This is a genomic window from Stratiformator vulcanicus, from assembly GCF_007744515.1.
GTDB lineage: Bacteria > Planctomycetota > Planctomycetia > Planctomycetales > Planctomycetaceae > Stratiformator > Stratiformator vulcanicus.
This window is the reverse complement of record NZ_CP036268.1, coordinates 3,277,967-3,302,321: the sequence shown is the minus strand read 5'-3', so window position 1 is coordinate 3,302,321 and position 24,355 is coordinate 3,277,967. Positions and strand designations below refer to the sequence as shown.

Below are 24,355 nucleotides of genomic sequence, written 5' to 3'. Positions count from 1 at the left end.
AAGAAAACTCCGATAGAAAAGTCTACGAGAGTTTCCCCTTGCTCGGCTACTTGCGCCGGACTTGTCGAAGTGACGCGGCGGTTAATCTTCCGCCTTGCTACCGTCGCCGCACATCTTCACAACCTTCGGATTGAACCTGGCAACAATCTCGACGAGGTCCTCCTGCTCTCGCATCACGTCGCCGATGTTCTTGTAGACGCCCGGCACTTCGTCGGCTCCGGCGGAGAGGATTGTGATTCCCTTCGCGGCGAGGTCACCTCTGACCGCTTTCAGGTTGTAGGTGTCTTTCGCTTTCTTGCGAGACATCCGCCGCCCCGCGCCGTGAGACGCCGAGAGTAAGCTCTCCGGCTCCCCGCGACCTCGCACGACATAGGCCGGATCAGCCATCGATCCGGGGATCACACCCAGCACGCCTTCGCCCGCGGGCGTGGCCCCTTTGCGATGGACGATCAGCTCGCGGTCGCCGTGCCGCTCCTTCCACGCAAAGTTGTGGTGGTTTTCGACTCCGGCGACGATCTCCGCACCGAGGAGCTTCGACACTCGCCGGTGAATGACATCGTGATTTGCCGCGGCGTAATCGCCCATCAAGTTCATCGCCGCCCAGTACTCCTGACCGGCTTCGCTGTCGAGGTCGAGCCATGCGAGCCGGCCGAGATGCTCGTACCGCTTCGGCAGATAATTTCGAGCGATCCCGCTGTAAGTCGAGCAAACCGATGCGCCCGCGCCACGGCTGCCACTGTGGCTCAGTAGCGCGAGGTAAGTTCCTTTATCGAGGCCAAGTTCGTCGTCACGCTCCGAGAGCGTCAGTTCGCCGTACTCGACGAAGTGGTTGCCCGAGCCCGACGTTCCGAGTTGGTTCCAAGCCTTGTCGCGGTTCTCGCGGGTAATCCGCGTGATCGACCAGTCGCGGTCCATCACGTCATGATCCTGCCGCCCCGACCGGCCGTAGCTCGAGCCGACGCCGAACCGCGTGCCTTTCTCGAGCGACCGCTTCAAGTCATCGAATCGCTCACTGAAGGCCGTGGTGGGTACATCGAAGACCGATAGCTTCATCCGGCAGGCGATGTCGACACCCACCGCGTAAGGGATCACAGTTCCCTCGGTTGCAAGGACGCCTCCGATCGGCAGTCCATAACCGACGTGCGCATCGGGCATGAGCGCCGCGTTGGTGGCCAACGGAATCCGGCAGGCGTCGCGCATTTGACTATGCGCCTGATCGTCAATGTCGCTACCCCAGGTGCGGTAATCAATCGGCTCGGCCGGCTGGAACTCCCGCTCCTCGATCACAGCGCGAGCGAAGCCGCCGAGATGCTCGTCCTCAACGAATCGCTCCGGCTCGGCCAGCACCCAACCGAAGTCCTTTTTCATGTTCCGGCCGCGCAGCTCTCCCGCCGCGGCGAGCTTTTGAATCGCCTCCATCGCCGGCGTCAGGCACTCATCCGGAACGCCGATCTTGCGGAGTTGTGAATTGTTCATCGCTCTGGTCCTCTAGCGTCAATACGATCGATGACCGACCGGACACTGCTGCCGCGGAAGTGTTCGCGACGGATTCCTCGCCGTGCCAGATCCAATTCCAAAAGATAAACAGCACGATTGCCACGTGGACGGCCGCAATCATCCCGAACACGACACGGTAGCCGGTCTTGAGCGTCTTGTGCCGAAAGACCTGCTGTCCGATCAACGATCCCGGCCAGCCGCCGAGCAGTTCGACCAAGTGCAGCGTCGATTCTGGCACGCGTCTTCGGCCTCCCTTGGCCAACATCTTATCCCAGCCAATCAGCGGGAATGCGATCGCGGACATCAACACCGTCAGCGCGAAGTAGCCGCGGGTCGTCCACCAGAGATTGATTCCGCTCGAGCCGATGTCGACCCACAGCGCGAGCAGGCATAACGTGATGAAGAAACCGGCCGCGACGGCGAGCCAGCCTCGAATACCAAGAGGTCGGAACACGTTCATGGAAATTGTTGAGAGAGGATGAGACGCCCGAGCATGATGCCGCTCCGGCGTCCGCGACACCACTCACAACGCAGGAACCGACCGTGCGGATCACGTGGCGAAGACGGAATCCGAGGTCATTCGCTCTGCCACGGCCGCAACATATCGGCCGTCCTCAGCAAACTCAGCAAGCGGCTGCAGATTGGACGACGATCCGGGGCGTGTCCGGCTTCGATGTCATCTTTAGAGATCCACGAAGCGCGATTCTCGCGAACGGCTTCGTCCAAATGCGACTGCCAACGCTTTCCCATGAACTCTGCCAGGTAGAACTCCGCCACAAGGACGACGTTCTCGTCCGGCGACTTCCCTTCCTCGATCGCTTCGATATGAGCCCGCGGCGCGCCCGAGACGATGAAGTCCCGCTTACCGTCTAGCCCTGTCATCCAGCCGATTTCACGAATTAATGATTGGCGGAAACTTTCGTCATCGAGCTTGTGGACCTCGGGAAAGTGGTAGCAGGCTCGACCGTCCGACCACAGCCCGAGAAATTCATCCCCGCCTGTCTCACCCGTCCGGCGAAGAATCGCAATCGAACCGACGAATTGTTTCATGGTGATGTCTCCGGGCCGGTGTGCTGCGTCCGCGGGAATTTGTAGCGCGAATACGAGCAATATTCACCCCTCGTTCGCTCACGGCCAACGCGAAGCGCGTCTTCAGGCGATGCGATATCGTGCGATCACATCGGCATCGGGCTCAATTCCCAACCCGGTCCCATCGGGAATGGCCACTTCCCCCTGCTCCGGCAACGGCATGTTCGGAAACAGCCACGCATCCGGCTCGATGTAGAGAAATTCAAAGAGTTCAAAGCTCGGCGTCATCGCTGCCAATTGGAGTGTCGCCAAGTATCCCGGACCGAAGTAGGGGGAATGAGGCATCAGCCGCAGCCCGGCTTCGCGGTTCAAATGCAGAACTCTTAGGAACTCCGAGATCCCGCCAACCTTTGTCACACTCGGCTGAATCAAATCGCATCCGCCGAGTCGGATCATTTCGGCAAACTGAAATGCGGTGCAGGCGTTTTCACCCGCGGCGATCGGCATGTCATTGCCGCGCAATGACGCCAGCGTCCGAAAGTCGTCGGGCGGAAACACCGGCTCCTCCAGCCAGCTCGCCTTCAGTTCGACGAGTTCCGGCAGCACTTCTTGAGTGAATTCGACCGACCAATTGCAGTTCACGTCGACCGAAATCGGTATCTCGCCGCCGACGACCTGATGACTGCAACGAATCTCCGGCAGCGTGATCTCGTGCAGTTTAATCTCAGGATAGCCCTGCGAGGCTGCTTTCTCCGTGTACTCTGCCACGAGATCGGAATCGCCGTACCGCACGAGGCTCGCGTAGGCCGGAACAGAGTCGCGGTTCCGATCGCCGATGAGTTCCGCGAGTGAAACGCCTTCCGCCTTGGCCTTCAAATCCCACAGCGCGATGTCGACTCCTGAGATGGCGAATGTCGATATCCCATACCGTCCCTGCAAAACCATTTTGCGCTGCAGTTCTTCGCCCAGCGGTTCGGGCGAGTCGAACTCCCGTCCGATCAGCACCGGAGCGACCGACCGTCGGATCATCGCTGCGGTCGCGTCTGCACAGAAATAGCCGAACGCCTCGCCCCAGCCGATCAGTCCGTCGTCCGACTCGACCCGCACGAGCACAATGTCGAGGGTGTTCCAGACCGTCGGCATGATCCCTTCGCCCGAGCCACCCGCGGTAAATGGGATCGATAGCACGATCGGCTCGATGGCTGCGATCTTCATCGCCCCGTCTCCCGCGGGTTGTCGTCGACCGCGAACGGACCCCCGATCACCCGCCCGGCGATCGAGCTCACATCGGGTCGCGCCTCGAGAATCGCCGGGTCGGTAAGGTGGTTGACCGCTTTGTCTTTCGGTCGGTAGCCGAGTTTCTCCGCAATATCATTCCGGAAGAATGAATCGGGGCACTCACTCACACCGTAAACGATCACGTGTCCGTCGATTGGCTCTTCCAAGCCGATGGAGATCAGATCTGAAAGATCGCGCGGGCTGTTCCACGTGTGCAGCCGACGCTCGTCAACGACCTCCTCGCCGACGAAGCCGATGCGGATCGACATCACCTCGAGGCCGTATTTATCGGCGTAGTAGGAGCCAACCGACTCGCCGAAGACTTTGCTCACGCCGTACCAACTGTCAGGACGCGGCGGCGTTATCTCGTCGACCGGCTCGTCACGTGAGCAAAATCCGACGGCGTGATGGCTGCTGGCATAAACCAAGCGGACAACGCCATTTCGTCGAGCCGCTTCGAAAATGTTGTAAGTCCCGACAATGTTAGGCCCGAGGACTTCGTCAAACGTGTAACTCGGCCCGACCATGCCGGCCAGATGCACGACGCCGTCGACTTCTTGCGTGATTCGCGACACGAACTCGAGGTTGGCGATGTCGCCTTGCTCGAATGTTTCGCCTTCTCGCAAATCATCGACCGGGGCGATATCGCTCAATAGAACCCGCGGATAGCGGGCCGCAAGGAGCGGTCGCAGCGCTGTGCCGACGATTCCCGCCGCACCAGTAAGCAGAACGGTCTTCATGGGTGAGTGACTCTCGATCGGGATGTCAGCTCATCCAGTTTTTCGCACCGGACGCCGACCACTTTTCGGTGATCTTCTTCCGCTTCGACCAGAAGGCGAAGCCGTCGTCACCGGTGATGTCGCCCGCCCCGAACTTCGAGTCGTTCCAGCCACCGAACGAGAACGGTTCGCGTGGGACCGGCACGCCGATGTTGATGCCGATCATGCCCGCTGAGGCTCTTTCTTCGAAGTAACGGGCCGTTGCTCCGCTGGTGGTGTAGATCGAAGCCGCATTGCCGTATGGATTGGAGTTCTCAATCTCCAGTGCTTCATCGAGCGTATCGACCCGCAGTACGGTTAGTACGGGGCCGAAGATTTCGTCGCAGGCTGCCGGATGTTCCCGGTCGACACCTTCAATCAGCGTCGCACCGACGTAGTGTCCGCCCTCTTTGCCAGCGACCGTCGCGCCGCGACCGTCGAGTTTGAGGGTCGCCCCGTCGGATTCCGCTCGCGAGATGTACCCTTCGATCCGCTCTTTCGCGGCCGAATTGATGATGGCCCCCATATTCTCACCCGGCACGATCCGATCCATCGTCTCGGCGATCTTGTCGAGAATCGAGTCGCAGTCGCCCACAGTGATTAGAACGCTTGCCGCCATGCATCGTTGCCCGGCACATCCGGTCGCGGAGGAGACGACATTTCTTGCGGTAATGTCCGGATCGGCGTCCGGCACGACCACGAGGTGATTCTTTGCTCCGCCCAACGCCAGAACTCGCTTGCCGGCATTCGAGCCGCGGTCGTAGACGGCTTTGGCGACCTTCGTCGATCCCACGAATGCGGCGGCGGCGATGCCTTCGTGATCGAGCAAGGCCTCGACCGTTCCGCGATCTCCCTGCACGACGTTGAATACGCCATCGGGCAGGCCAGCGTCTTTGAATAGCTCTGCCATTCTGAGCTGCGTCAGCGGGACCTGCTCGGACGGCTTTAAGATGAACGTATTTCCGCAGGCGATCGCGATCGGGTACATCCACATCGGAACCATCGCCGGAAAGTTAAACGGCGTGATTCCGGCGACAACACCGAGCGGATCGCGCCGCTCGAAACAGTCGACACCTCGGCTGACTTCAAGCAGCCCTCCCCGCATCAGCGACGGCAGCGAAGTCGCGTACTCGACGACTTCGAGACCTTTTCGAATACCGGCTTCCGATTCAGCGATCGTCTTGCCGTTCTCGGCCGTCACGATCGCGGCGAGCTCGTCGATGTTTTCTTCGACGAGCTGCTTGAAGCGAAATAGCGGCTGCACGCGATCTTTCAGCGGTGTCGCGCCCCATAATTTGAATGCCTCAGACGCCGTCGCGACGGCCCGGTCGACATCGTCCGCGGTCGCGGCAACGAGCGTCCCGAGTGCGGAACCATCAAGCGGCGATGTGACGTCGATCGACGCACCGCTTCCGAAATTCGTCACCCGATCGCCACCGAGATAATGGCCGATCGACTCTGAGGTGGCGGCGGGTGCTGACCCCGCCGGCATAACCGTTGACATAGTTAAAAATCCTGCAGAAAGTTCAGACACCGAAGCCGAAGCGCTAAGACGCGAATCGGACTCCAGTGCCGTTTATAACACAGGCACGCGGCTGCCGAAACAACGCGAAGCGACGCTACTTTTCGTCGGTTGCGGCGTTCTCGTCCGACTCCTGCACCTCGTCGGCGACGGGAAGTTCCGGCAGCGGCTTGATCTTGAACTTCCGTTTCTTCCGCGTCTTGGCGGGAACAAGGTCTTTCATCCATTCCATCTTGCCGAAGCACAGCAGCCGATCGCCCGGCTCCAACGTGCGGTCGGCTCGGGGGTTCGGAATGACGCTGGTGTTGCGATAGAGCGTGAGCACGTTGATGTCCCGCTCGCGAAGTCCCGATTCCTGAATCGTTTTGCCGATGTAGTCGGAGCCTTCGGGGATCATGATCTCGGTCACGCCGTAGCCCTTGCTGACGGTGAGCCGCTGCCGCAGGTCGATTTCGGGGAAATTCACCTGCGCGGCGATGTAGTCGATGATCGCCCCGGCAATGTCGAGCTGTGTGCAGCGTTCGATGCCTTCGAGACCCGGCGAGGAATTGACCTCCATGATCTGCGGTCCGGCGTTGCTCTCAAGCATGTCGACGCCCGCGACCTTCAATCCCAGAATCTGCGTCGCCCGCAACGCCGCTTCGCGGTATTCCTCGGCCAATTCGACCGGCTCGGTGACTCCGCCGCGGTGGACGTTGCTGCGGAACTCCTGCCCCTGAGCGACCCGTCGCATCGCGGCGACGACCTGATCGCCCACCACGAAGGCTCGAATGTCCTTCCCTTTGCTTTCAGAAACGAACTTCTGAATCAGCACGTCCTGCTTCTGGCTGCGAAGCAGTTCGACGATTGACTCGGCCGTCTTTACCGACTCCGCCAACAGCACGCCGATGCCCTGCGTTCCCTGCAGCAGCTTGATGATGACCGGAGCACCGCCGACCCGTTCAATCGCCGGTAGGACATCCTTCTTGTCGTTGACGAAAACCGACTCCGGTATGCCGATTTTGTGTCGACTGAGAATTTGCAGGCAGCGGAGTTTGTCGCGAGAGTTCACGATTCCGGCCGAAGAGTTCGCGCAGTAGACGTCCATCTGCTCGAACTGCCGAACGACGGCGGTGCCGAAATAGGTGACCGACCCGCCGACCCTGGGCAGCACGGCATCGTAATGTGACAGCGACTTCTGATTGAAATAGAGGTCGGGTTCTCCTTCCTCCAAATCGATGGCAAATTTCAGGGTATTGAGCACCTTGGCTTTGTGGCCGCGCTGCTCGACCGCTTCTCTCAAGCGGCGCGTGCTGTAACAGGTCGGGCTCCGCGATAGGATCGCGAGCTTCATAAGATCACTCTGCTTCCATGTAAGAAGTCACGTGGTGCGTCTTCGTCGTCGCTTCGGCTTCCCGCCAAGATAGGAGCGACCTGCGTCGAGCAAGAATCTTCCGCGGAAGGCTTCTCGACCCAGCAGCATGCGGAAACCCATCTTCTCGCGATTCGTCAACGTCAACTCGACCTGGTATCGCTCGCCGTGCAGATTGACCGTCGTCAGGATCACCGGTCGTATTTCGGATTCGCCGCTCGAACTGCGAACCGAACGGAACTCCATGACGGGCGCTTCAGCTTCGACGACAATTTCGTCGTGCCGCTGGATCGGGTGTATCCAAAAGCGGATCCAATGCTCGCCGTCGCGGTCGAAATCCTCTGTGCGGAACGCGTGCAACGACGACGAGCGGGCTCCGCTATCGACCTTCGCCTTGATCCGTTTGATGCCGACGTCCGGCAGGCCGACCCATTCACGCCAACCAATTGTCGATTTGGTTGGCTCGGGAAAATCGCTCATGGCGAGGACAATTTGGAGTAAGTGGGAATCGAAACAGCATATCTTCCGCAGGCGCATGAGCGGAGTGAGTTCGTTTTAATTCTCTCGGTCAGACTCAACATGCAGGTTCCTGTCGACCTTCAAAAATCGTTCTTCGTCAGAAAATCTTGGCCGGGGCCACGGACGCTCAAAATCAAAACCTGCCCGCCGGCAATGGTGAAGAGGATTCGGTAAATAAGGCCACGCCGAGTTTTGAACAGGGCCTCTTGGACGGCAAAAGTGACATGCGCATCTTCGGCAGCTAGCGGGAATGCGTGAACCGATTCCTTCAAGCGCAGAAAAGTCTTATCGAGAGCTCGGGCCCAAGCTTCGGCCCCTCGCTTCGAGCGTCCCGACAGGAATTCCAGGTGGTGTCGAATTTCGACACTCGCGCGACGCAGCGTCCTCAGCTCATACATCAATCGATGACCAACCCGAGTTCCGCGCAAATCGTGCGAAGCGCCTCCTCGGCCGGCTCACCTTCGTCGCCCTGTTCGTGGTCACTGTAAGCCTGCGAGACCGCCTCGATCGAATTCGATAGCTCGTCGGGAGTTGGTTTGCGAGACCGCCACAGTTGATAGATATCATCGAGCGAAAGATTCACCGAGCTATCGGAGATTCGCCCCTGCGCAAAGCTGTAAAAGTCATCAAGCAGCTCTTGGGTCGGCATCACTCGTTGGCTCCTGACGTTCAAACTCAAACAGGGCTCCGCGAGTTCTAGCGTAGCAGACTTCGCGTGAGAACTTCCTTTGCATCGGCGAAGTAATCCTGCCAGGCGATCTCCGGCTGGCCGTGTTTGAGACAGTCGCGGACCTTTTGCAGCGTGTTGCGGGCCATGTGGGGGCAGCGGTTGCACGCGCAGGTTTCCCCGGTCGAGGCCATGATCCCCGGCACCGGGACGAACTCGTGTTGCGGGGCCGATTTGGCGAGCGGATGGATCATCGCCGCCTCGGTCGCCACGAGGAATGTCTTCGGTTCCTCGATCGACATCACGTGCCGACGCATCTTTTCGGTGCCACCGATGAAGTCGCTGACTTCAAGGATATTCTGCGGGCACTCCGGGTGGGCGATCACGATGCTTTCGGGATTTCGCTTCTTCGCCCGCTGCAGGTCCTGCAGGCTAAAAATTTCGTGGACCATGCACGAGCCGGGCCACAGGATCATTTTTCGCCCCGTCACCTCTTCGAGATATCGCCCGAGGTGCTGATCCGGAACGAACAGGATTTCCTTTTCGTCCGGGACTTTCTCCACGATCTCGCGGGCATTGCCGCTCGTCACGATCCAGTCGCAAAGCGATTTCACCGCCGCCGAGGTGTTGATGTAGGCCACGGTGACGATGTCCCTACCCGCCGCCCTCAACTCGGCCTGCATCTTTGCCAGCGGCTTCGGCTGACAGCTTTCGGCCAGCGAGCATCCTGCCAGCATGTCCGGCAGCAGAACCCGTTTCTCGGGGTTCAGGATCTTCGCCGACTCCGCCATAAAGTGAACGCCGCTGAACACGATCGTTCCGGTCTCGACGGTCGTCGCGTCGCGGGCGAGCTGCAGGCTGTCGCCGCAGAAATCGGCAATGTCCTGTATTTCGCCGTCGACGTAGTAGTGAGCGAGAATCGTCGCGTCCTCACGCTCTTTGAGTTCCTCGATCTCGTCCATCAGGGCGAGCGGGTCCTCTTCGATCACGTGAGATGGGTCGACGACTTGCAGTGGGGTGGACATCGCGAGTCCCTGGAGACGCAAAGGGGCTGAGTTGAAGTACTCTAGTTGTTCAATCGCTATTCTTGCGGTTAGGAGCGACGAAGTCGAGTTGCCGAACTTGAGGGGAGACGAGCCGCCGCCGCCGCCTACAATGGTCTGCTCGACAAATCTGAACATGAAACAGCGTTGCCGACGGATCAATATGCACCGCCCGGAACAATTGAAGGACTTATCAGTTTTCGCCTCGCTCGCCGTGCTGTTGGTGGCATGTTCGTCTGCGACTTGCTCCGCGGACGACGCTGCCTCGGCCGCCGAGCGAGGCTATCGGACACTTCGGACGAAGGCTTTCTTACCGAACGACTTCGACGATTCCGTCTTCAAGGACCTCTGGAAGCAATGGCCCGAGCCGGACCGCTCCAAGGCAGAAACTGCGACCGAAAAGTCACGACTTCGCATGATTCGTGATCGATACGGTCTGCATCAGGGGCCGGAAGATGATAGTCGCCTGCTCGGCTGGGTGCCGACGGAGAACGGCGGCCACGCCATGAATTGCTTTGCGTGCCACGGCGGCGCGGTCGACGAAAAGGTGATCCCCGGCCTCGCCAATACCGAACTCGACCTCGCAGCCCTCGTGAGGGATGTGCGGGCGACGAAACTCGCCAAGCTGAAACCGTTATCGCATCTTGACCTGGCGCAACTCAACCTGCCGCTTGGCGGCTCACGCGGCACGACGAACGCCGTCATCTTCGGCGTGATTCTCGACGGCATCCGCAATCCCGATATGTCGGTCGACACTTCCCGCGACACCCGGCCCCACGTGCATCACTTCTTGGATGCCCCGGCTTGGTGGAATCTCAAGAAGAAGTCTCGCCTGTACTACGATGGCTTCGCGCCGAAAAATCATCGGATGCTCGTGCAATTCACGCTCATTCCCAAGAACGACCGCGAAACGATCTACTCGTGGGAGGACGACTTTCGCGACATCCTTGCCTATATTGAGTCAATCGAGCCGCCAAAGTTCCCGTATGAGATCGATCGGAAACTCGCCGGCCGCGGACAGGTCGTCTTCGAAAACAACTGCGCGGAGTGTCACGGCACCTACGGCGACGACTGGACGTATCAGGAACGCGTCGTGCCGATCGACGATCTAGGTACCGACCGCGTTCGCTTCGACGCGATGACGACCGACCACCGAGCCCATCTCTCAAAGAGCTGGATGAGCCGCTACGGAAAAGACGAGGTGATTCCCGATCCCGCCGGCTACATCGCCCCGCCCCTCGACGGGATTTGGGCCTCGGCGCCGTATCTCCACAACGGTTCGGTCCCGACGCTGTGGCATCTGCTGCATCCGGAAGAACGACCGAAGGTGTGGCGGCGTAAATCGACCAAGTTTAATCGAGAACAGGTCGGCTTTAAGATCGAGTCCTTCGATTCAATTCCCGCAGAGGACCGCCGAACGGATGAAAAGCGGGAGTACGTCGACACGACGAAATTCGGTTACAGTGCCGACGGGCACGATTATCCGTCGCGATTAAGCGAGAATGAGAAGGTGGCGGTGTTGGAGTATTTGAAGACCCTCTAAAGCCTCGATCGGCGGGCTGTACCCGCCGCAACGCCCGCTTGAAATCCACCATGCTCAAGCCTCGATCGCCTGAAATGTCTCGATTTCTTTACGTACTCGTTTTGATTTCGATGTCGACCGATGTCCTCTATGGGGATGAAAGGACCGATGTCGTCCAGACGGTCTCACTTCGCCCGATTGGCTCTTCGGAGGAAGGTAAGCAGCCCGAGGCGAGGCGAATTCTCTACCGTCACGACCGGCAACGCCTCGAAAATATTATGGGGACGCGTGTCGCTTTAAAAATAAACAATGCATCAATCATCAAGCTCGCAGATTCGATCGCTGAGCAATTTGATGTTGCTATACGAATTGATCAACAGGCGGTCGTCGACCACGGGCTCTCAATTGAGGAAGAGTTTTCCGTTGATTGGCCAGACATTTCGATCGCCGACATTTGGGGGAGCGATGAAATCTCGGGTTGGCAAATCATCGCCGAGAGACGGGGATTCGCGCTGACGAACGCTGCAAGTTGCGATTTCTATGAAACGCACCTTGTTAATGTTGCTGACCTCATCGAGAGCGGCTTCAGTCGGCAGGACATCCGATGTTATCTATACGCTGCGTCAAGCGGTCCTTGGCGGAAACTTGACGGCGCCGGCGGGCGAATGCGGTTTTTTCGCGGGACGATGCAGCTAACTCAAACACAGCCCTGTCAGCGAGAAGTCGCCGAACTCTTGGAATTAATGGCGGAGCAGGCAAAGGTGATACAACGAAACAACCTGCCCGAACGAGATATAGAGCCTTGCGAATGTAGGGAAAGTCGTCTCGATTCGGAAATTCCTTTCGATTCCAGTGCAGGTGATTAGAGCATAGGCCTCGATCGGCGGGCACAGCCCGCCCTACGTTATTGAACTCTTTACGTCCCTTCCGCCCAACTTCGCCAGCGTGGCAATACGGCTTCCATCATTAAGACCTTAATGCAACCCGCCAATGGCAGGGCGAGTAGGACACCGTAGATGCCGCCGATGGAGCCGCCCATGAAGATTACGATCAGCACCGTGGCCGCCCGCATCTGCATTGACTCGCTTTGCACCCAAGGCGTGATGACGTAGTTCTCGATGATTTGGACTGCATTAAAAACGAGGCTCGGCCAAACGAACACGTAGAGCCAGTCGATCGGTTCTCCTGAAGTCATTGATTCGGCGTAGCAGAAGGCGATTGCCAGCGGCCAAATGAAGTAGGAGAGGAACGGCGCTGCTCCCAAGATGCCCGCGAGAAGTCCTAAGACGATCGCGTAAGGTACTCCCACAAATAGCCAGCCGAGCGAGATTCCGACGCACAGGAAAGCCATCGCGATGAGCCGACCTCTTAAGAAGCTACCGACCGCGTTGTCCATCTTCGCGACAATGTCAACGACTTCGTCGCGATGCTGCGATGGAATCAAATCGCGGGCGGAGTGAATCCATTCGTCGAGGCTGCTGGCGAAAAAGAAGACCAACACGGGGACGAGGGCGAGGCAGGAGAGCAGATAAAACGTCAGGCTGATAAAGCTAAGCGTTACGCCGAGCATCTCGGACGTATAGCCGCCCAGTGTGCCGAGGACCTGCCTTGGTTTCGGCGGGTCTTCCGTCACTTGTTGCAGGCTCTGCTTGAGCCAATCAGGGCCGTCAAGTTTTTCAATTCTGTCGACTGCCGTCCCGGTGTATTCCGGAAATTTGACCACGAACTCGCTGATTTCGTTGAGCGTAGTTGGGACTCCGATGACAAGGCTGCCGACAAAAATCGCGGTCAGCAGTGCGACGACTTCAAACGCGGCCAAGCTTCGCGATTGCCCGGTCGTGTTCTTAACCCACGACACGACCGGGTTCAGCGCGTAGGCCAGTCCGAACGCGATCAAGACCGGGACGACGACCGCACGCATTAAGAACCCGGCGAAGATCAGTAGCCCGATCGCCGTGATCCAAAAGATGTCTTGGACGACGGTGTATTCCCAGATGTGCCGCCCGTCAGATTCGGTGTTGCCGCTCTCGTTGCTCATTCGCTCATGTGGTGTAAGTCATTTTAATTTGATGGCGACAGATTTTTAAGATGCTGAAGCCGGTTGCGGTTTCGAATCGGAATCAGGCTCAGCGGCAGTCCGCACGTCGGCCCCTTCGGCCCATTTTCGAGATGCGTCGGCGGTCAGCTTTTCAATGAGATAGGCCCGCCAGACCGTATTCAGCGCCAGTCGATCATCCTGACTCGGATCGCGCGATGCCATGTCGTAGGCGGCCGAGTGCACGCCCGCGACTTTGTATTCGACGGAGCCGGACTGTCCGGGACGTTTCACAATCGCTGGCGAGCCGCTCGCGCCGCGGTGCATTCTGCCATCGGTGAGAAACGTGGGTGTGCGTTGAAACGGGACGGCGTACGCCGTCGCCACGAACGCGGTCCGCGCCACCGGGAGGTGATGCACTTCGTCATGAAAGCCGAGGGGAAACCCGAGCAGCAGCAATTGGCTGCCGAGTCGCAGGCTGTCACTGTCAGCGAGTAGATCGTCCGGCCCGAAAGAGCGGAACTCGAACTTCTCCACCAAAGTCGGATCGGTCAAGGGAATCGCGACGACGTCGATCGGGTCCTCATCACCCCCATCCGTGTACTCAAACCAATCTTTTTCGACGCCCCGCTGGATCGGGATTAGATATGAGGTGGTCTTCGTCAGTTCGTCGGCGGATTCATGCAGGGTGATCCGGAGCTGATCGGGCTGACCGGCACCGGTCCCAACGACGACGTGGCGATTCGTGATCAGGAACAGGTATTTGTCGCGCAGAAAGAAAAAGCCGGTGGCATTTCCGGTGACCGATCCCGAATTTAAGCATTCAATTTCCGTCAAATGCAGCAGCAGGTCGAGTTCAGATTCTTGGTCGTCAGGCATTGGGGCAATTTTTCGAAAGAGCAATAGCAAAGGTTGAATAGTACGCAATTCTACACAATCAATGCGGCCGACCTATCCGGGCGAATCCGGTATTGCGATCCGGAGTCCGCCAGTGAGCAAGGTCAATCCTTCGACGATTTCTGGCGCGAACACATTAAGTAGGTCGCGCGAAGAGCCGTACGGGAGAGCGAGTTATCGGTCCGCTGACTCACTTCAGTGGCAACGGTACTCTTAGTTGCTGATGGATGCCGCAACGAATTGAGTAGAACTAATCGTTGGCTTGCTGTTTTGCCTCGTCGAAGACCTCAGCAATGATTTCCTGCGCCGGTGCAGCGACATTCTTTCGGACTTCTGCCGAGAGCGCTTCAACCCCTTTGCTTAATTCGAGCGTCACATCAACGCCCGATTCATCCATCGCCTGCTTTTGCTCGACCGACTCGTAAAAGCCAATGATGCGAGCATCCGGCGCTGAATCCCGATATTTCTGCGCATGCTCTGCGACGTCTTCATAGGGCGGAACGCGCAGAATCAGCACATCGGGTTGGATTCGAGTTGTCGCGCGTGCGCCGATGAAGCCTTGCGGCGTGGCCTTGGCAAGTCGCACGTCAGTGCGACGCTCGACCAATTGGGCAATCAGATCACGTAGATTCTTATGCTCATCAGCAACTTGAACGAGAAGTCTATCGTCATCCACTGCTGAACCACCCGAAATCCGCATCTCAGTCGACGCTGCACCGACGATGACCGCAACCGTCGGCCTCAGCTTCCTCACTCAGCTTACCGACTTCTGAACGATTTGCATCGCCTGTTCCGCCAAAGTCTGCGCTTCCTCCGCTTTCGGGGCCTCAGCGATGACGCGGGCGATCGGTTCCGTGTTGCTCGCCCGAACCTGCACCCAACGGTCGGACCAGTCAAGCCGCAGCCCGTCTCCCTCGGTGACTTCGGCGTCGGCAAAGCTCGATTTCAGGCTGTCGCAGACACGCTCGACTTGATTCCGATCGCACGAGACCTTTCTTTTTACGATCTCGTACTTCGGCAAGGTAGCGACCCATTCCGACAGTGTGCTGCCGCGCTCGGCTAATCCTGCCAGCACATAAGCCATCGAGACGTAACTGTCGCGGACGGGGCCGACGATCGGTTCGATCACGCCGCCGTTGCCTTCGCCGCCCAAGACGGCATCGACTTCTCGCATTTTCGTCACGACGTTGGCCTCTCCAACGGCTGAGCGGAAGAATTCGCAACCGTGTCGTGCGGCGAGGTCCGCACTGACACGACTCGTTGAGCCGTTGACGACCACCGGCCCTTTTCGTTTGCCCAACACGTAGTCGACGGCAAGAGCGAGGGTTAGTTCCTCACCAATGTAATGCCCATTTTCGTCGACGATGGCGAGCCGGTCGGCGTCGGGATCCTGGGCGAATCCGACGTCGGCCCCAGTCTGGCGAACGGCATCGGACAAGCCGGTCAGGTTTTCGGCCAGTGGTTCGGGCGTGTGCTCGAAGCGACCGTCCGCGGTACCACCAAGAATCGCGGCCTCACATCCGAGCGAAACGCGAAGGAACTGTGGAGTCGATACCGCTCCGGCACCGTTGCAGCAGTCCAGCACGACCTTAAATCGTCGTTTCCGAATGGCTGCGACATCGACGAGCGACGTCACGGCGTCGATGTGGGGGCCGGCCGGGTCGTCGAGAGCGACCACATCTCCGACGCCGGCATGATCGCGGTATTCGATCCGATTGCCTTCGAGGATGTCGAGCAGTCGCTTTCCTTCGTCTGCATTCAGCACGCCGCCCCGGCCGCTGAATGGTTTCAAACCATTCCACTCGATCGGATTGTGGCTGGCCGTGATTTGCAGGCCCGCGGCTGCGCGGTGATGGCAGATCAATACGCCGCAGGTCGGAGTCGTTGCGACCCCCGCATCAAGCACCTTGCAGCCGGCCGCCGTCAGGCCCGCGACCGCCGCATGCTTGAGCATCTGCCCGGTCGCCCGTCCGTCGCGGCTCAGCACCACCGGCCCACCGTTGGCAAACGTTCCCACCCCGGCGGCGAACCGCACGACGTATTCGGGATCGAGTCCATCCCCCACAATCCCGCGGAGGCCGGAAATGCTCAAGATACGTGTTGGCATGGGAGTCCTTTCCTGCTTTGGCAGCTCATCAGCTTTGTCGGGCGGGCTGTGCCCGCCGGTGATTTCAATAAGACAAAAGAAATTTCAACTGTCTCCGGATACGGGATGACGACACGTCCACCCGCGGCGGGCACAGCCCGCCCTACGCGACGTCATCGGTCGATCGTAGCAGGCCGAAGTACGGATCGCCTTCGTCCGCCGCCGCGTCATCATGGGGATCACATTCTCCCAAGGCCCATGCGTCCGCCTCGTCCGCACATTCGACGACGCGGTTGCGGATGAATTCGAGCAATGCCGAGCGCCCCTGCTTCGCCAATGCCTGAAGTTCCTCCGGGTCGATCGGCTCTCCGTAGACGACACAGACCTGCCTCGGCCGCAGAAACCACGCTCCTTTCGGCATGGCGCGGTTCGCTCCGCCGATCCCGATGGGGTAAACCGGTTGGTCGCAGCGCTTCAACAGTGCGACGAAACCAGGTTTGAAGTCGGCGACGGCGCCATCGGTCGTGCGGGTTCCTTCGGGAAAGATGCCGACGAGAAAGCCGTGTTTCATGCGGGTGACCAGTTCGCGGATGCTGTCGGAGCCGGCGGCATCGCGGTTGACGGGCAGCACAAACGTCGCCCGCAGAAATGGCCCGAGCAGCGGGATCCGAAAGAGCGAGTCCCGCGCGAGGAAACTGACCGGGCGCGATAGCGGTAGCCCGATCAGCAGCGGATCGAGAAAGCTCTGATGATTGGCAAGCACGAGCCCGCCTTCATCGGCTCGCAGATTATCACGACCTTTCGAACGATAGCGGAGCCATAGCGAGAAAATGATTCGCAAAAGCCACTGCGACAGCAGCCACGGAGCATTTCGGCGAGATGGAACGGTCGGCTCTTTCATGAGCGAAACGATACCGGCAGCAAGTCTGCGCCTCAAATTGCAGCGCACCGCGACCGCGGTTACGATCCGACGTTGACAGAAATTTCCCGACGCCTCGCGTCTCGGGATTGCAAGAGTGGCCGCCAGCGGTCGCTCACCCCGCACCTCTAACTTTCCAGCGAAATATGACCGAAGCGCAACTCGGTTTTAACACCCTCTGCCTGCACGGCGGGCAACTTCCTGACCCGGCCACCAACTCGCGGGCGGTGCCGATTTATCAGACGACGTCGTACACGTTCAACGACACCGACCACGCGGCCCGGCTGTTCGGTTTGCAGGAATTCGGGAACATCTACACCCGATTAATGAACCCGACAACCGACGTGCTCGAAAAGCGGCTCGCGTTGCTCGAAGGGGGCTCGGGAGCTTTAGCCGTCGCATCGGGCCAATCGGCGGAGACGCTGGCGATCCTCAATATCTGTGGAGCCGGCGACAATATCGTCTCCGCCTCGAGTCTGTACGGCGGGACCTACAATCTCTTCCACTACACGCTGCCGAAGCTGGGCATCGAAACGAAGTTTGTCGACGTCGGCGAGCCGGAGCAGTTCAAATCGGCGATCGACGATAAGACGAAGGCATTGTATGTCGAGACGATTGGCAATCCTCGCTGCGACGTGCCCGACTTCGAAGCGCTCGGCGAAATCGCCAGTGAAGCCGGCATCCCACTGATTGTCGACAATACGCTCGCCTCACCCGCGCTGTGTCGGCCGCTCGATCATGGGGCAGACATTATCGTGCAGTCCTGCACCAAATTCATCGGCGGACATGGTACGTCGATCGGTGGCGTGATCGTCGAGAAAGGCGGCTTTCCGTGGGACAACGGCAAGTTCCCGTCGATGACTGAGCCCGATCCGAGCTATCACGGCATGAAGTTCTTCGAGACATTCGGCCCGATGAATATGGCCTATATCATCAAAGCCCGGACACAGGGGCTACGAGACATCGGGCCGGCGATGAGCCCTTTCAATGCTTTCCTGTTTTTGCAGGGGCTTGAAACGCTACACCTGCGGATGGAGCGGCATTGCCAGAATGCGATGGCCGTTGCCGACTTCCTCGACTCGCACCCCAAAGTTTCGTGGTGCAACTATGTCGGGCTTGAGTCGCATCCCTCTCACCAGATTGCCAAGAAATACCTTCCGAAGGGCTTCGGCGCGATCTTCGGCTTTGGTGTCGCCGGAGACTCCCCGGAAGAGCAACGAGCCAATGGCATTCGCCTGATCGACAACGTCGATCTGCTGTCGCACCTGGCGAACGTCGGCGACAGCAAGAGCTTGATCATTCATCCGTCAAGCACGACTCATCAGCAGCTCACGCTCGATGAACAAGCCACGACGGGAGTCACACCCGACTTCGTGCGATTGTCGATCGGAACCGAAGACATCGACGACATCATCGCCGACCTGAAGCACGCCCTCGATCGGATGTGATCACGGCGAAAAAGCCGAGGTTCCTGTGAACCGCGGGCCGATCGCGGGTTGCGGGTGGATCGGTCGTTGAAGCGTTGCCCCTTGCTCGATCCGCACTTCTCAGGAAGTGCGGCTTGTGGGGGACGTCTTCGATCACTCTGAGAGCAGCGGGGCAGGAACCGGGGCCCATTCTGACGCGGTCGGATCGCGGAGTTCTTTGGCTCTTCCCTTCCAGCCACGGAGCAGCGGAATGGAATGACCTTCGGTCTCCCTTAGTACTTCGAACAGTTGCTCGTCCATCTCTAATGCCTTCGCTTTGTGCTTCGGCGAGTAGGCGAGGTTCTCCAGTTCATTCGGGTCGTCTTGAAGATCGTATAGTTCGGCGAGGTCCCATAAGCCGTAGGGGCGGATGTACTTGTACCGTTTGCCGATGAGCGCGTGGATCGTCGGCGTCGACGGCGCCCAGCGCTCCCAGAAGTACTCATAGAGCAGCACGTCGCGCCAATCCTCTACCTGTTCGCCCTCAGCCAGCGGAAGCAGACTGCGGCCGTGCATGTAAACCGGCGGGACCATGCCACCGGCTTCAATCAAGGTGGGGGCGATGTCGATATTCGCGGCGATCTCATCGCACTTCGTTCCAGCGGGGACGATCTCCGGGCATTGCATCAACAGCGGCACGCGGGCCGATTCCTCATAGGCCGTGCGTTTGTCGATGAGGTCATGCTCGCCCCACATGTGGCCGTTGTCCCCCATGTAGATGACGAGCGTCGAATCAAACTGACCCGACTGCTTCAGGTAGTCGAGAACGCGGACGGTACTCTCGTCGACCGAGAGCATCGCTTCGCAGTAGCGGCGGTAAATGTCTTCCGTCTTGCCGAGAGTGCCGTGGAATGGGAATTCGGCCCCGTGCCAAGAGTTCCGCATGTTGCGGGCCCACATGGGACGAAGGCTGTCGAGCTTCGTCCCCTTGGTCGACGGCGTCGCCGGGATTTTGACCGAATCAAATCTTCCAAGGTGCCGCGGAGCGGGCGAGAAGTCGTGGTGCACGGCCTTGTGTGAAAGGTAGAGCATCCAAGGCTTGCCGTCCCCCGGCCGGCTCCGCAGCCAATCGACGGAGTAATCGGTCAGTTCATCGGTGATGTATTTCTGCTGCGGAACCTTCTCGCCGTCGACATTCAGGTAATGCTGCTTGCCGTCTTCCGATCGAGGAAAATAGCTGCCCTGGCCGAGAAAACTGACCCAGTGGTCCCAACCCCGGCGGGGCTTGGAATGTCCGTACCCCATGTGCCACTTGCCGACGAACGCAGTTTCGTAATTGGCCTGCTGGAGGTATTCGCCGAAGAAGACGAGCTTGTCGGAGACCGGCGTGCTGTTGTCGACAACGCGATGCGTGTGAGCGTAGAGGCCGGTCAGCATCGACGCCCGACTCGGCGAGCATAGCGAGGTCGTCACGTAGGCGTTCGTGAACATCACGCCGTTCTCGGCAATCGAGTCGGCCCCTGGCGTTTTGAGAAACGGGTGCCCCATGCAACTCATCGCGTCGTAACGTTGGTCGTCGACGAGTATGAAGACGATGTTCCGCGGCGACGCTCCGTTGATCTTCGCCAACTGCGGTTTCTCAGCGGCGGAAGCCGAACCGGTCGCGGCGAGAACGAACGCGAATAGAACTCGGGCCTTGAGCGAGCGCGGCAGAATCGAGCACATGCAGATAACCGTCGATCGAGATTTATGACCGGAAATCGAGACCGGACATGGTACCAGTACTCGATGCGAAGCGGTCGGTCTCGATGCCCATACGTTGCAGCATCGAGACGAACAGGTTCGGTAAAGGGTAATTGCGGTCCCGGTCAAACGCGAGGTGCCCTTGATGGCGGAAGCCTCCACCTGCAAAGAGGATCGGCAGGTTCGTCGTCACGTGCCGGTTGGCATCACCGAGATTGCTGCCGTAGAGCACCATGGTGCGATCGAGCAAGCGCTCACCGTCTTCCTCGATCGCGGCGAGGTCACTGTAGAGAGCGCCGAGCTGCCGCATGTGTGCTTCGTCAATGGCTCGCAGCTTGGCGAGCTTTTCCTCAGACTTCCCGTGGTGCGAGAGGTTGTGATAGCCGGCTCCGATCGATTCGCCATCAATTTCGATCGCCGGGGAGTTCACGCTGTCGAGCAACAGCGTGACGAGGCGACTAGAGTCGGTCTCGAACGCCAGCTTCGCCATCTGATACATCAGGGCGACCTTCTCCATGTACTCCGAGGGGTCTTCGGGATCGAGCGGCATTGAAAACTCGATCTGCGGCTTTGGCCTGTTCTCCCACGCCTCGGCGGCATGTAGCCGTTGCTCCAGTTCTCGGACGGCGGTCTGGTATTGATCGATACGGTTGCGGTCGCGAGCTCCGAGTGATCCCCTGAGATCGCGGGCCTGTTCGGCGACGGCGTCCATAATGCTTTGCCCCTGCCGGAGGCGTCGAATCTGCTCCCGAATTTCTTTGCGACTTCCCTGCAGGAAGAGCTCTCGATATACGACCGATGGCCGTTGCTCGCAGGGAATCAAAACGCCAGCCCCGGTCCAAGACAGGCTGCGTCGGCCCTCGGCCGAATTGACGCCCAGTGTCAACGACGGGACTCGCGTTTTGTGTCCGATGTATTCGGCGGCGTACTGATCGAGTGAAATCGTGTTCTTGAATCCGCCGCTGCCCGGGTGCGGGGCGGCTGTCAGAAAGCAGTTGTCCGCGGGATGTCCGCCGTCGACATCGGGATGCGAAACACCGCTGAGCACGGTGAAGTCGCTTTTATGCTCGCGCAGGATTTCAAGGTAGGGTGACGGTTCGTAATTGAGCCCCTCCGACTTGGGGAAGAAGTTGGGCGGTAGCAAGCCGAGGTTGTTGCAGACGGCGAGCATCCGCTGCGGCGGTTGCTCGCTTTCGGAATTCGCCGCGTGTGCCGAGCGAGAAAACGCCGGGGTCATCGCGTCGAGCATCGGTAGCCCGAGGGCGACTCCGGTCCCGCGTAGAAACGCTCGGCGCGGGAGGGCTGCGATGCGTGTCGTCCGGCGTGCGGGTCGATCGATTTTGTTCGACATGTCCAATGTCCTTACTTGCGGCGGAACATCTTGCTCGCCACGAGTTTGTGAATCAGCGTGCGAATGCCGTAGTCCGACTTCGCTGAGCGGTCAACGATATGTTCGACCTCGGCTCGATCGGAAAATCCAACGGGTGCCCCGGTCGCGTAGACCGCCAGCTTATCGACAAATGCGTGAGCCAACTGTTCGGGATTCGACGTCAAGAGTTGCTTCAGTTCGCGGATGTCTTCGAACAGCTCTCCGGTGGGCAGTCGACCGCTCGCATCAACGGCGTGGGCCAGCTTGTATTCGAAGTATTGGCCGTGATGCCCGACGCCTTGGACCTCTTGCCCCTTGCCAAGAGAACGATACCGGTCGCGATAGGCACCCATCACGTCGAAACTCTCGAGGGCGAAGCCGGCGGGGTCAATTTTCCGATGACAGACCGCACACGAGTCGATGTCGGTGTGAGCCGCAAGCTGTTCACGGATCGTGGTCGTCCCGCGGGTGTCAGGCTCGACGGCGGGCACTTCGGTCGGCGGTGGCGGCACTTCGAGCCCGAGAATGCGTTCATTCACCCACACGCCGCGGAGTACCGGAGAGGTTGTCGTCCCGTTGGCGGTGACTTTGAGCACACTGCCCTGGGTCATCAAGCCGCCGCGAACGGAATCCTCGGGGAGGGAGACGGTCCGAAAGTCGCTGCCGCGAACATTCTTCAAACCGTAATGCCGGGCAAGGCGTTCGTTGACGATCACGAAGTCCGAATCGACGACGTTCGTCACTCCGAGGTTGCCGTCGATCAATTCTTTGAAGTAGAGCCGAGTCTCCCGAACCATTGACTCGGTGAGCAAATCGTCGAGTTGGTATTCCGGGTAGAGTTTTGAATCGGCTGAGTTGTCACCCATCTTGCGGAGGTCGAGCCAGTAGTCGAGGAAGGCTTCGACGAATCGCTCGGACCGCGGGTCGTCGAGCATCCGCTCGACCTGCGCTCGCAGGATTTCGGGATCACTCAGTTGCTTAGTCGCCGCGATGCTCAGCAACTCGTCGTCCGGCGGCGAGTTCCACAGAAAGTAGGCGAGCCGGTCGGCGACGGCCGTGTCACTGAGTTGGCCGGGGCGCTCTTCGAAAAAGAGAAACTCCGGCGAACAGAGGACCGCGGTATATCCGGCGATCATGGCGTCCGTGAAGTCGCTGCCGGTTGCGAGCGAATGCTGGACGATCGAAAGAAACCGGGCCACCGACCGTTCGTCAGCCGGTTTTCGATAGGCTTGTTCGATGAATCGTCCCAGCAACCGTTCGGCATCATCGAGCGGAGCCTTTGAAAGAACGCGGACGGCTCCCGACTCGTCTTCTTCAATCGGGAGATCGCCGAACAGCAATCTGTGACCCGCAGGCGGCCATTGGTCGAACAGCGGGCCTTCGACTTCAAGCCACTGATACGCGGCTCCCGGCAAGCCCTCGTCGGTTTCGAGCGGATTGGCCCAATCGCCCGGCCGGCAGCGAACGAGTCTCGCGGCATCGGGACGAATCGATTCGCCTTCGAATAAGTAGGGAGTCAGTTCGCCGACGGTCGATTCGGGTTGGAAGTCAACGGCACCGAGTCGGCGGGTGTCGTTCGGCTTGATGAAAGAATAAACGGTGATTGGTTCTGATCGACGACCCGGTGAAATCTCACCGACATCTTTGTGGTACGTGTCGCGTTCCGCCTGCGGTCCGACCCAGATCGAGTATCCGGCGAGGCGGACTTTGTAGCGGGCCGTCATCGGGGCCTTAAAGTTCTCAAAGTAGACGTGCATCGGCTCGTAGGTGCTCTGCACCACGGCCATGGCTTCGCGGTTGCGGCGCTTTTGGTCGCTTTCACCGACCGTCGGGATCGGCGGCGGCTTGATCTTGCGATGACTTTCCGGGAGCAGAAATTCCTTCGTGCGATGCTGTTTACGACGGTAACTGTGCCAAGCCCGAAAATGTTTCTGGTCGAGTTGATAGTCGACGAGAGGGAAGGTCGCACGAATGTGGTCTTCGATACGGCGATAGAATTGACGGTCTTCCCGAGTGTAGAAACGTGTTGTCGTTGCGGCAGGCTTTTTGACCTGCGTGGCAACGGCTTGTTTCAGGGCGTACTCCGCCGTGCTGAGGTAACGCGACATCTGCACGTGCGAGACATCGAGCGCGTCGCCGACTTTGTTGAAGTGATGAGCTTCACCGTCTTCGGGCAGCTTGTCCTTGAGTGGCAGCCAAGGAAGCTCGAGCAACTCCCGCAGTGTGTTCTCATACTCATAACGATTGAGACGACGCCACGTGCTGCGGCCCTCGGCCAACTTGCGGGCTTCCTCCGCCGCGGTCAGCGACCGGGATAGCGTCTTCAGAAACGCGGCTTTCTCTCGCTCTTCGGGACGGTCGGAGGACTCCGGCGGCATCTCGCCGGCTTCGACGCGGTCGTGAACTTTGACCCACACAGAGAAGGCATCGCCGTTCAAAAAATCCGGATCCAGATTTGAAAGGTCGAGGCCCGCTTCCGCGGAGAAATCGTCGTGGCACGCCAAGCAGTGCGAATCAAGAAAGCGGTCGAGCGAATCCAACTCGGGAGCGGCAACCGCCACCATTGAACAGGCGCAATAAAAAACGAACGCGGCTTGAGCCGAGCAAATCGTTCTCATGTCAAATTCCACTTGGGCGATCGACGGGGCGCCGATCCACACAATGGTTGTTCAGGCGGGACTACTTAGGTGGGATCGGTCTCGACTGCACCGTCG

21 protein-coding genes are annotated in these 24,355 nt (G+C 59.2%); 3 read left to right on the top strand and 18 right to left on the bottom strand.

What is annotated here, in order from left to right; all coding sequences use genetic code 11:
* Positions 1–81 precede the first annotated feature (81 nt).
* The 10 genes from Pan189_RS12845 to nadA all read right to left on the bottom strand — a co-directional run bounded on the left by Pan189_RS12845 (position 82) and on the right by nadA (position 9,646).
* On the bottom strand, positions 82–1,476 hold the full coding sequence (locus tag Pan189_RS12845; protein WP_145364359.1) for an RtcB family protein: 1,395 nt from the start codon (positions 1,474–1,476) through the stop codon (positions 82–84).
* The gene (locus tag Pan189_RS12840) at positions 1,436–1,957 is read right to left on the bottom strand and encodes a DUF1294 domain-containing protein (protein ID WP_145364357.1); all 522 of its coding nucleotides are present in this window, start codon (positions 1,955–1,957) and stop codon (positions 1,436–1,438) included. Before Pan189_RS12840 ends, Pan189_RS12845 begins: the two co-directional genes overlap by 41 nt.
* Before the next feature lie 116 nt (positions 1,958–2,073).
* On the bottom strand, positions 2,074–2,547 hold the full coding sequence (locus Pan189_RS12835) for a hypothetical protein (protein ID WP_145364355.1): 474 nt from the start codon (positions 2,545–2,547) through the stop codon (positions 2,074–2,076).
* A 102-nt stretch (positions 2,548–2,649) separates the two neighbouring features.
* The gene (locus tag Pan189_RS12830) at positions 2,650–3,741 is read right to left on the bottom strand and encodes a mandelate racemase/muconate lactonizing enzyme family protein (protein ID WP_145364353.1); all 1,092 of its coding nucleotides are present in this window, start codon (positions 3,739–3,741) and stop codon (positions 2,650–2,652) included.
* Complete coding sequence (locus Pan189_RS12825) at positions 3,738–4,544, bottom strand: NAD-dependent epimerase/dehydratase family protein (RefSeq protein ID WP_145364351.1); 807 nt, start codon at positions 4,542–4,544, stop codon at positions 3,738–3,740. Before Pan189_RS12825 ends, Pan189_RS12830 begins: the two co-directional genes overlap by 4 nt.
* Positions 4,545–4,569: 25 nt before the next feature.
* Positions 4,570–6,066 (bottom strand): CoA-acylating methylmalonate-semialdehyde dehydrogenase, encoded by a 1,497-nt coding sequence (locus Pan189_RS12820; RefSeq protein WP_310820432.1) that lies wholly within the window; start codon positions 6,064–6,066, stop codon positions 4,570–4,572.
* 115 nt (positions 6,067–6,181) lie between these two features.
* A complete protein-coding gene (locus tag Pan189_RS12815; RefSeq protein WP_145364349.1) occupies positions 6,182–7,417 on the bottom strand; it encodes a RimK family alpha-L-glutamate ligase in 1,236 nt (411 codons plus the stop codon).
* Positions 7,418–7,444: 27 nt separating this feature from the next.
* Positions 7,445–7,915, bottom strand: a complete 471-nt coding sequence (locus Pan189_RS12810) for an ATP-dependent zinc protease family protein (RefSeq protein WP_145364347.1) — start codon at positions 7,913–7,915, stop codon at positions 7,445–7,447.
* A gap of 436 nt (positions 7,916–8,351) precedes the next feature.
* On the bottom strand, positions 8,352–8,603 hold the full coding sequence (locus tag Pan189_RS12805) for a hypothetical protein (RefSeq protein WP_145364345.1): 252 nt from the start codon (positions 8,601–8,603) through the stop codon (positions 8,352–8,354).
* A gap of 47 nt (positions 8,604–8,650) precedes the next feature.
* Positions 8,651–9,646, bottom strand: coding sequence for a quinolinate synthase NadA (gene nadA, locus Pan189_RS12800; protein ID WP_145364343.1), 996 nt, complete (start codon positions 9,644–9,646; stop codon positions 8,651–8,653).
* Between the two features lie 154 nt (positions 9,647–9,800).
* Between nadA and Pan189_RS12795 the strand changes: the two genes are divergently transcribed.
* Together Pan189_RS12795 and Pan189_RS12790 are read left to right on the top strand one after the other, a co-directional pair.
* Positions 9,801–11,207 carry a c-type cytochrome gene (locus Pan189_RS12795; protein ID WP_310820430.1) on the top strand — a complete coding sequence of 469 codons (1,407 nt, stop codon included), beginning with the start codon at positions 9,801–9,803 and terminating at the stop codon, positions 11,205–11,207.
* Between the two features lie 74 nt (positions 11,208–11,281).
* Positions 11,282–12,052 carry a hypothetical protein gene (locus Pan189_RS12790; RefSeq protein WP_145364341.1) on the top strand — a complete coding sequence of 257 codons (771 nt, stop codon included), beginning with the start codon at positions 11,282–11,284 and terminating at the stop codon, positions 12,050–12,052.
* Between the two features lie 50 nt (positions 12,053–12,102).
* Here the strand turns inward: Pan189_RS12790 and Pan189_RS12785 are convergent, their stop codons facing one another.
* The 5 genes from Pan189_RS12785 to Pan189_RS12765 form a co-directional block, all read right to left on the bottom strand.
* Positions 12,103–13,224, bottom strand: coding sequence for an AI-2E family transporter (locus tag Pan189_RS12785; protein WP_145364339.1), 1,122 nt, complete (start codon positions 13,222–13,224; stop codon positions 12,103–12,105).
* 45 nt (positions 13,225–13,269) lie between these two features.
* Entirely contained in the window at positions 13,270–14,100 is an 831-nt protein-coding gene (locus Pan189_RS12780) for a trypsin-like peptidase domain-containing protein (protein ID WP_145364337.1), read from the bottom strand.
* Between the two features lie 268 nt (positions 14,101–14,368).
* The gene (locus Pan189_RS12775; RefSeq protein ID WP_145364335.1) at positions 14,369–14,794 is read right to left on the bottom strand and encodes a hypothetical protein; all 426 of its coding nucleotides are present in this window, start codon (positions 14,792–14,794) and stop codon (positions 14,369–14,371) included.
* 78 nt (positions 14,795–14,872) lie between these two features.
* Positions 14,873–16,225 (bottom strand): phosphoglucosamine mutase, encoded by a 1,353-nt coding sequence (gene glmM / locus Pan189_RS12770; protein WP_145364334.1) that lies wholly within the window; start codon positions 16,223–16,225, stop codon positions 14,873–14,875.
* A 142-nt stretch (positions 16,226–16,367) separates the two neighbouring features.
* Positions 16,368–17,105 (bottom strand): lysophospholipid acyltransferase family protein, encoded by a 738-nt coding sequence (locus tag Pan189_RS12765; RefSeq protein ID WP_145364332.1) that lies wholly within the window; start codon positions 17,103–17,105, stop codon positions 16,368–16,370.
* A gap of 164 nt (positions 17,106–17,269) precedes the next feature.
* Between Pan189_RS12765 and Pan189_RS12760 the strand changes: the two genes are divergently transcribed.
* On the top strand, positions 17,270–18,571 hold the full coding sequence (locus Pan189_RS12760; protein ID WP_145364330.1) for an O-acetylhomoserine aminocarboxypropyltransferase/cysteine synthase family protein: 1,302 nt from the start codon (positions 17,270–17,272) through the stop codon (positions 18,569–18,571).
* A gap of 132 nt (positions 18,572–18,703) precedes the next feature.
* Here Pan189_RS12760 and Pan189_RS12755 read toward each other — a convergent pair whose 3' ends face one another.
* Genes Pan189_RS12755 through Pan189_RS12745 form a run of 3 tightly spaced genes read right to left on the bottom strand, consistent with a single transcriptional unit; the run spans position 18,704 to position 24,259 of the window.
* Entirely contained in the window at positions 18,704–20,254 is a 1,551-nt protein-coding gene (locus Pan189_RS12755) for a sulfatase family protein (RefSeq protein ID WP_145364328.1), read from the bottom strand.
* A gap of 22 nt (positions 20,255–20,276) precedes the next feature.
* A complete protein-coding gene (locus Pan189_RS12750) occupies positions 20,277–21,623 on the bottom strand; it encodes a DUF1552 domain-containing protein (RefSeq protein ID WP_145364326.1) in 1,347 nt (448 codons plus the stop codon).
* Positions 21,624–21,634: 11 nt separating this feature from the next.
* Positions 21,635–24,259: a DUF1592 domain-containing protein gene (locus tag Pan189_RS12745; protein WP_145364324.1), complete on the bottom strand. Its 2,625-nt coding sequence runs from the start codon at positions 24,257–24,259 to the stop codon at positions 21,635–21,637.
* Positions 24,260–24,355: the final 96 nt, after the last annotated feature.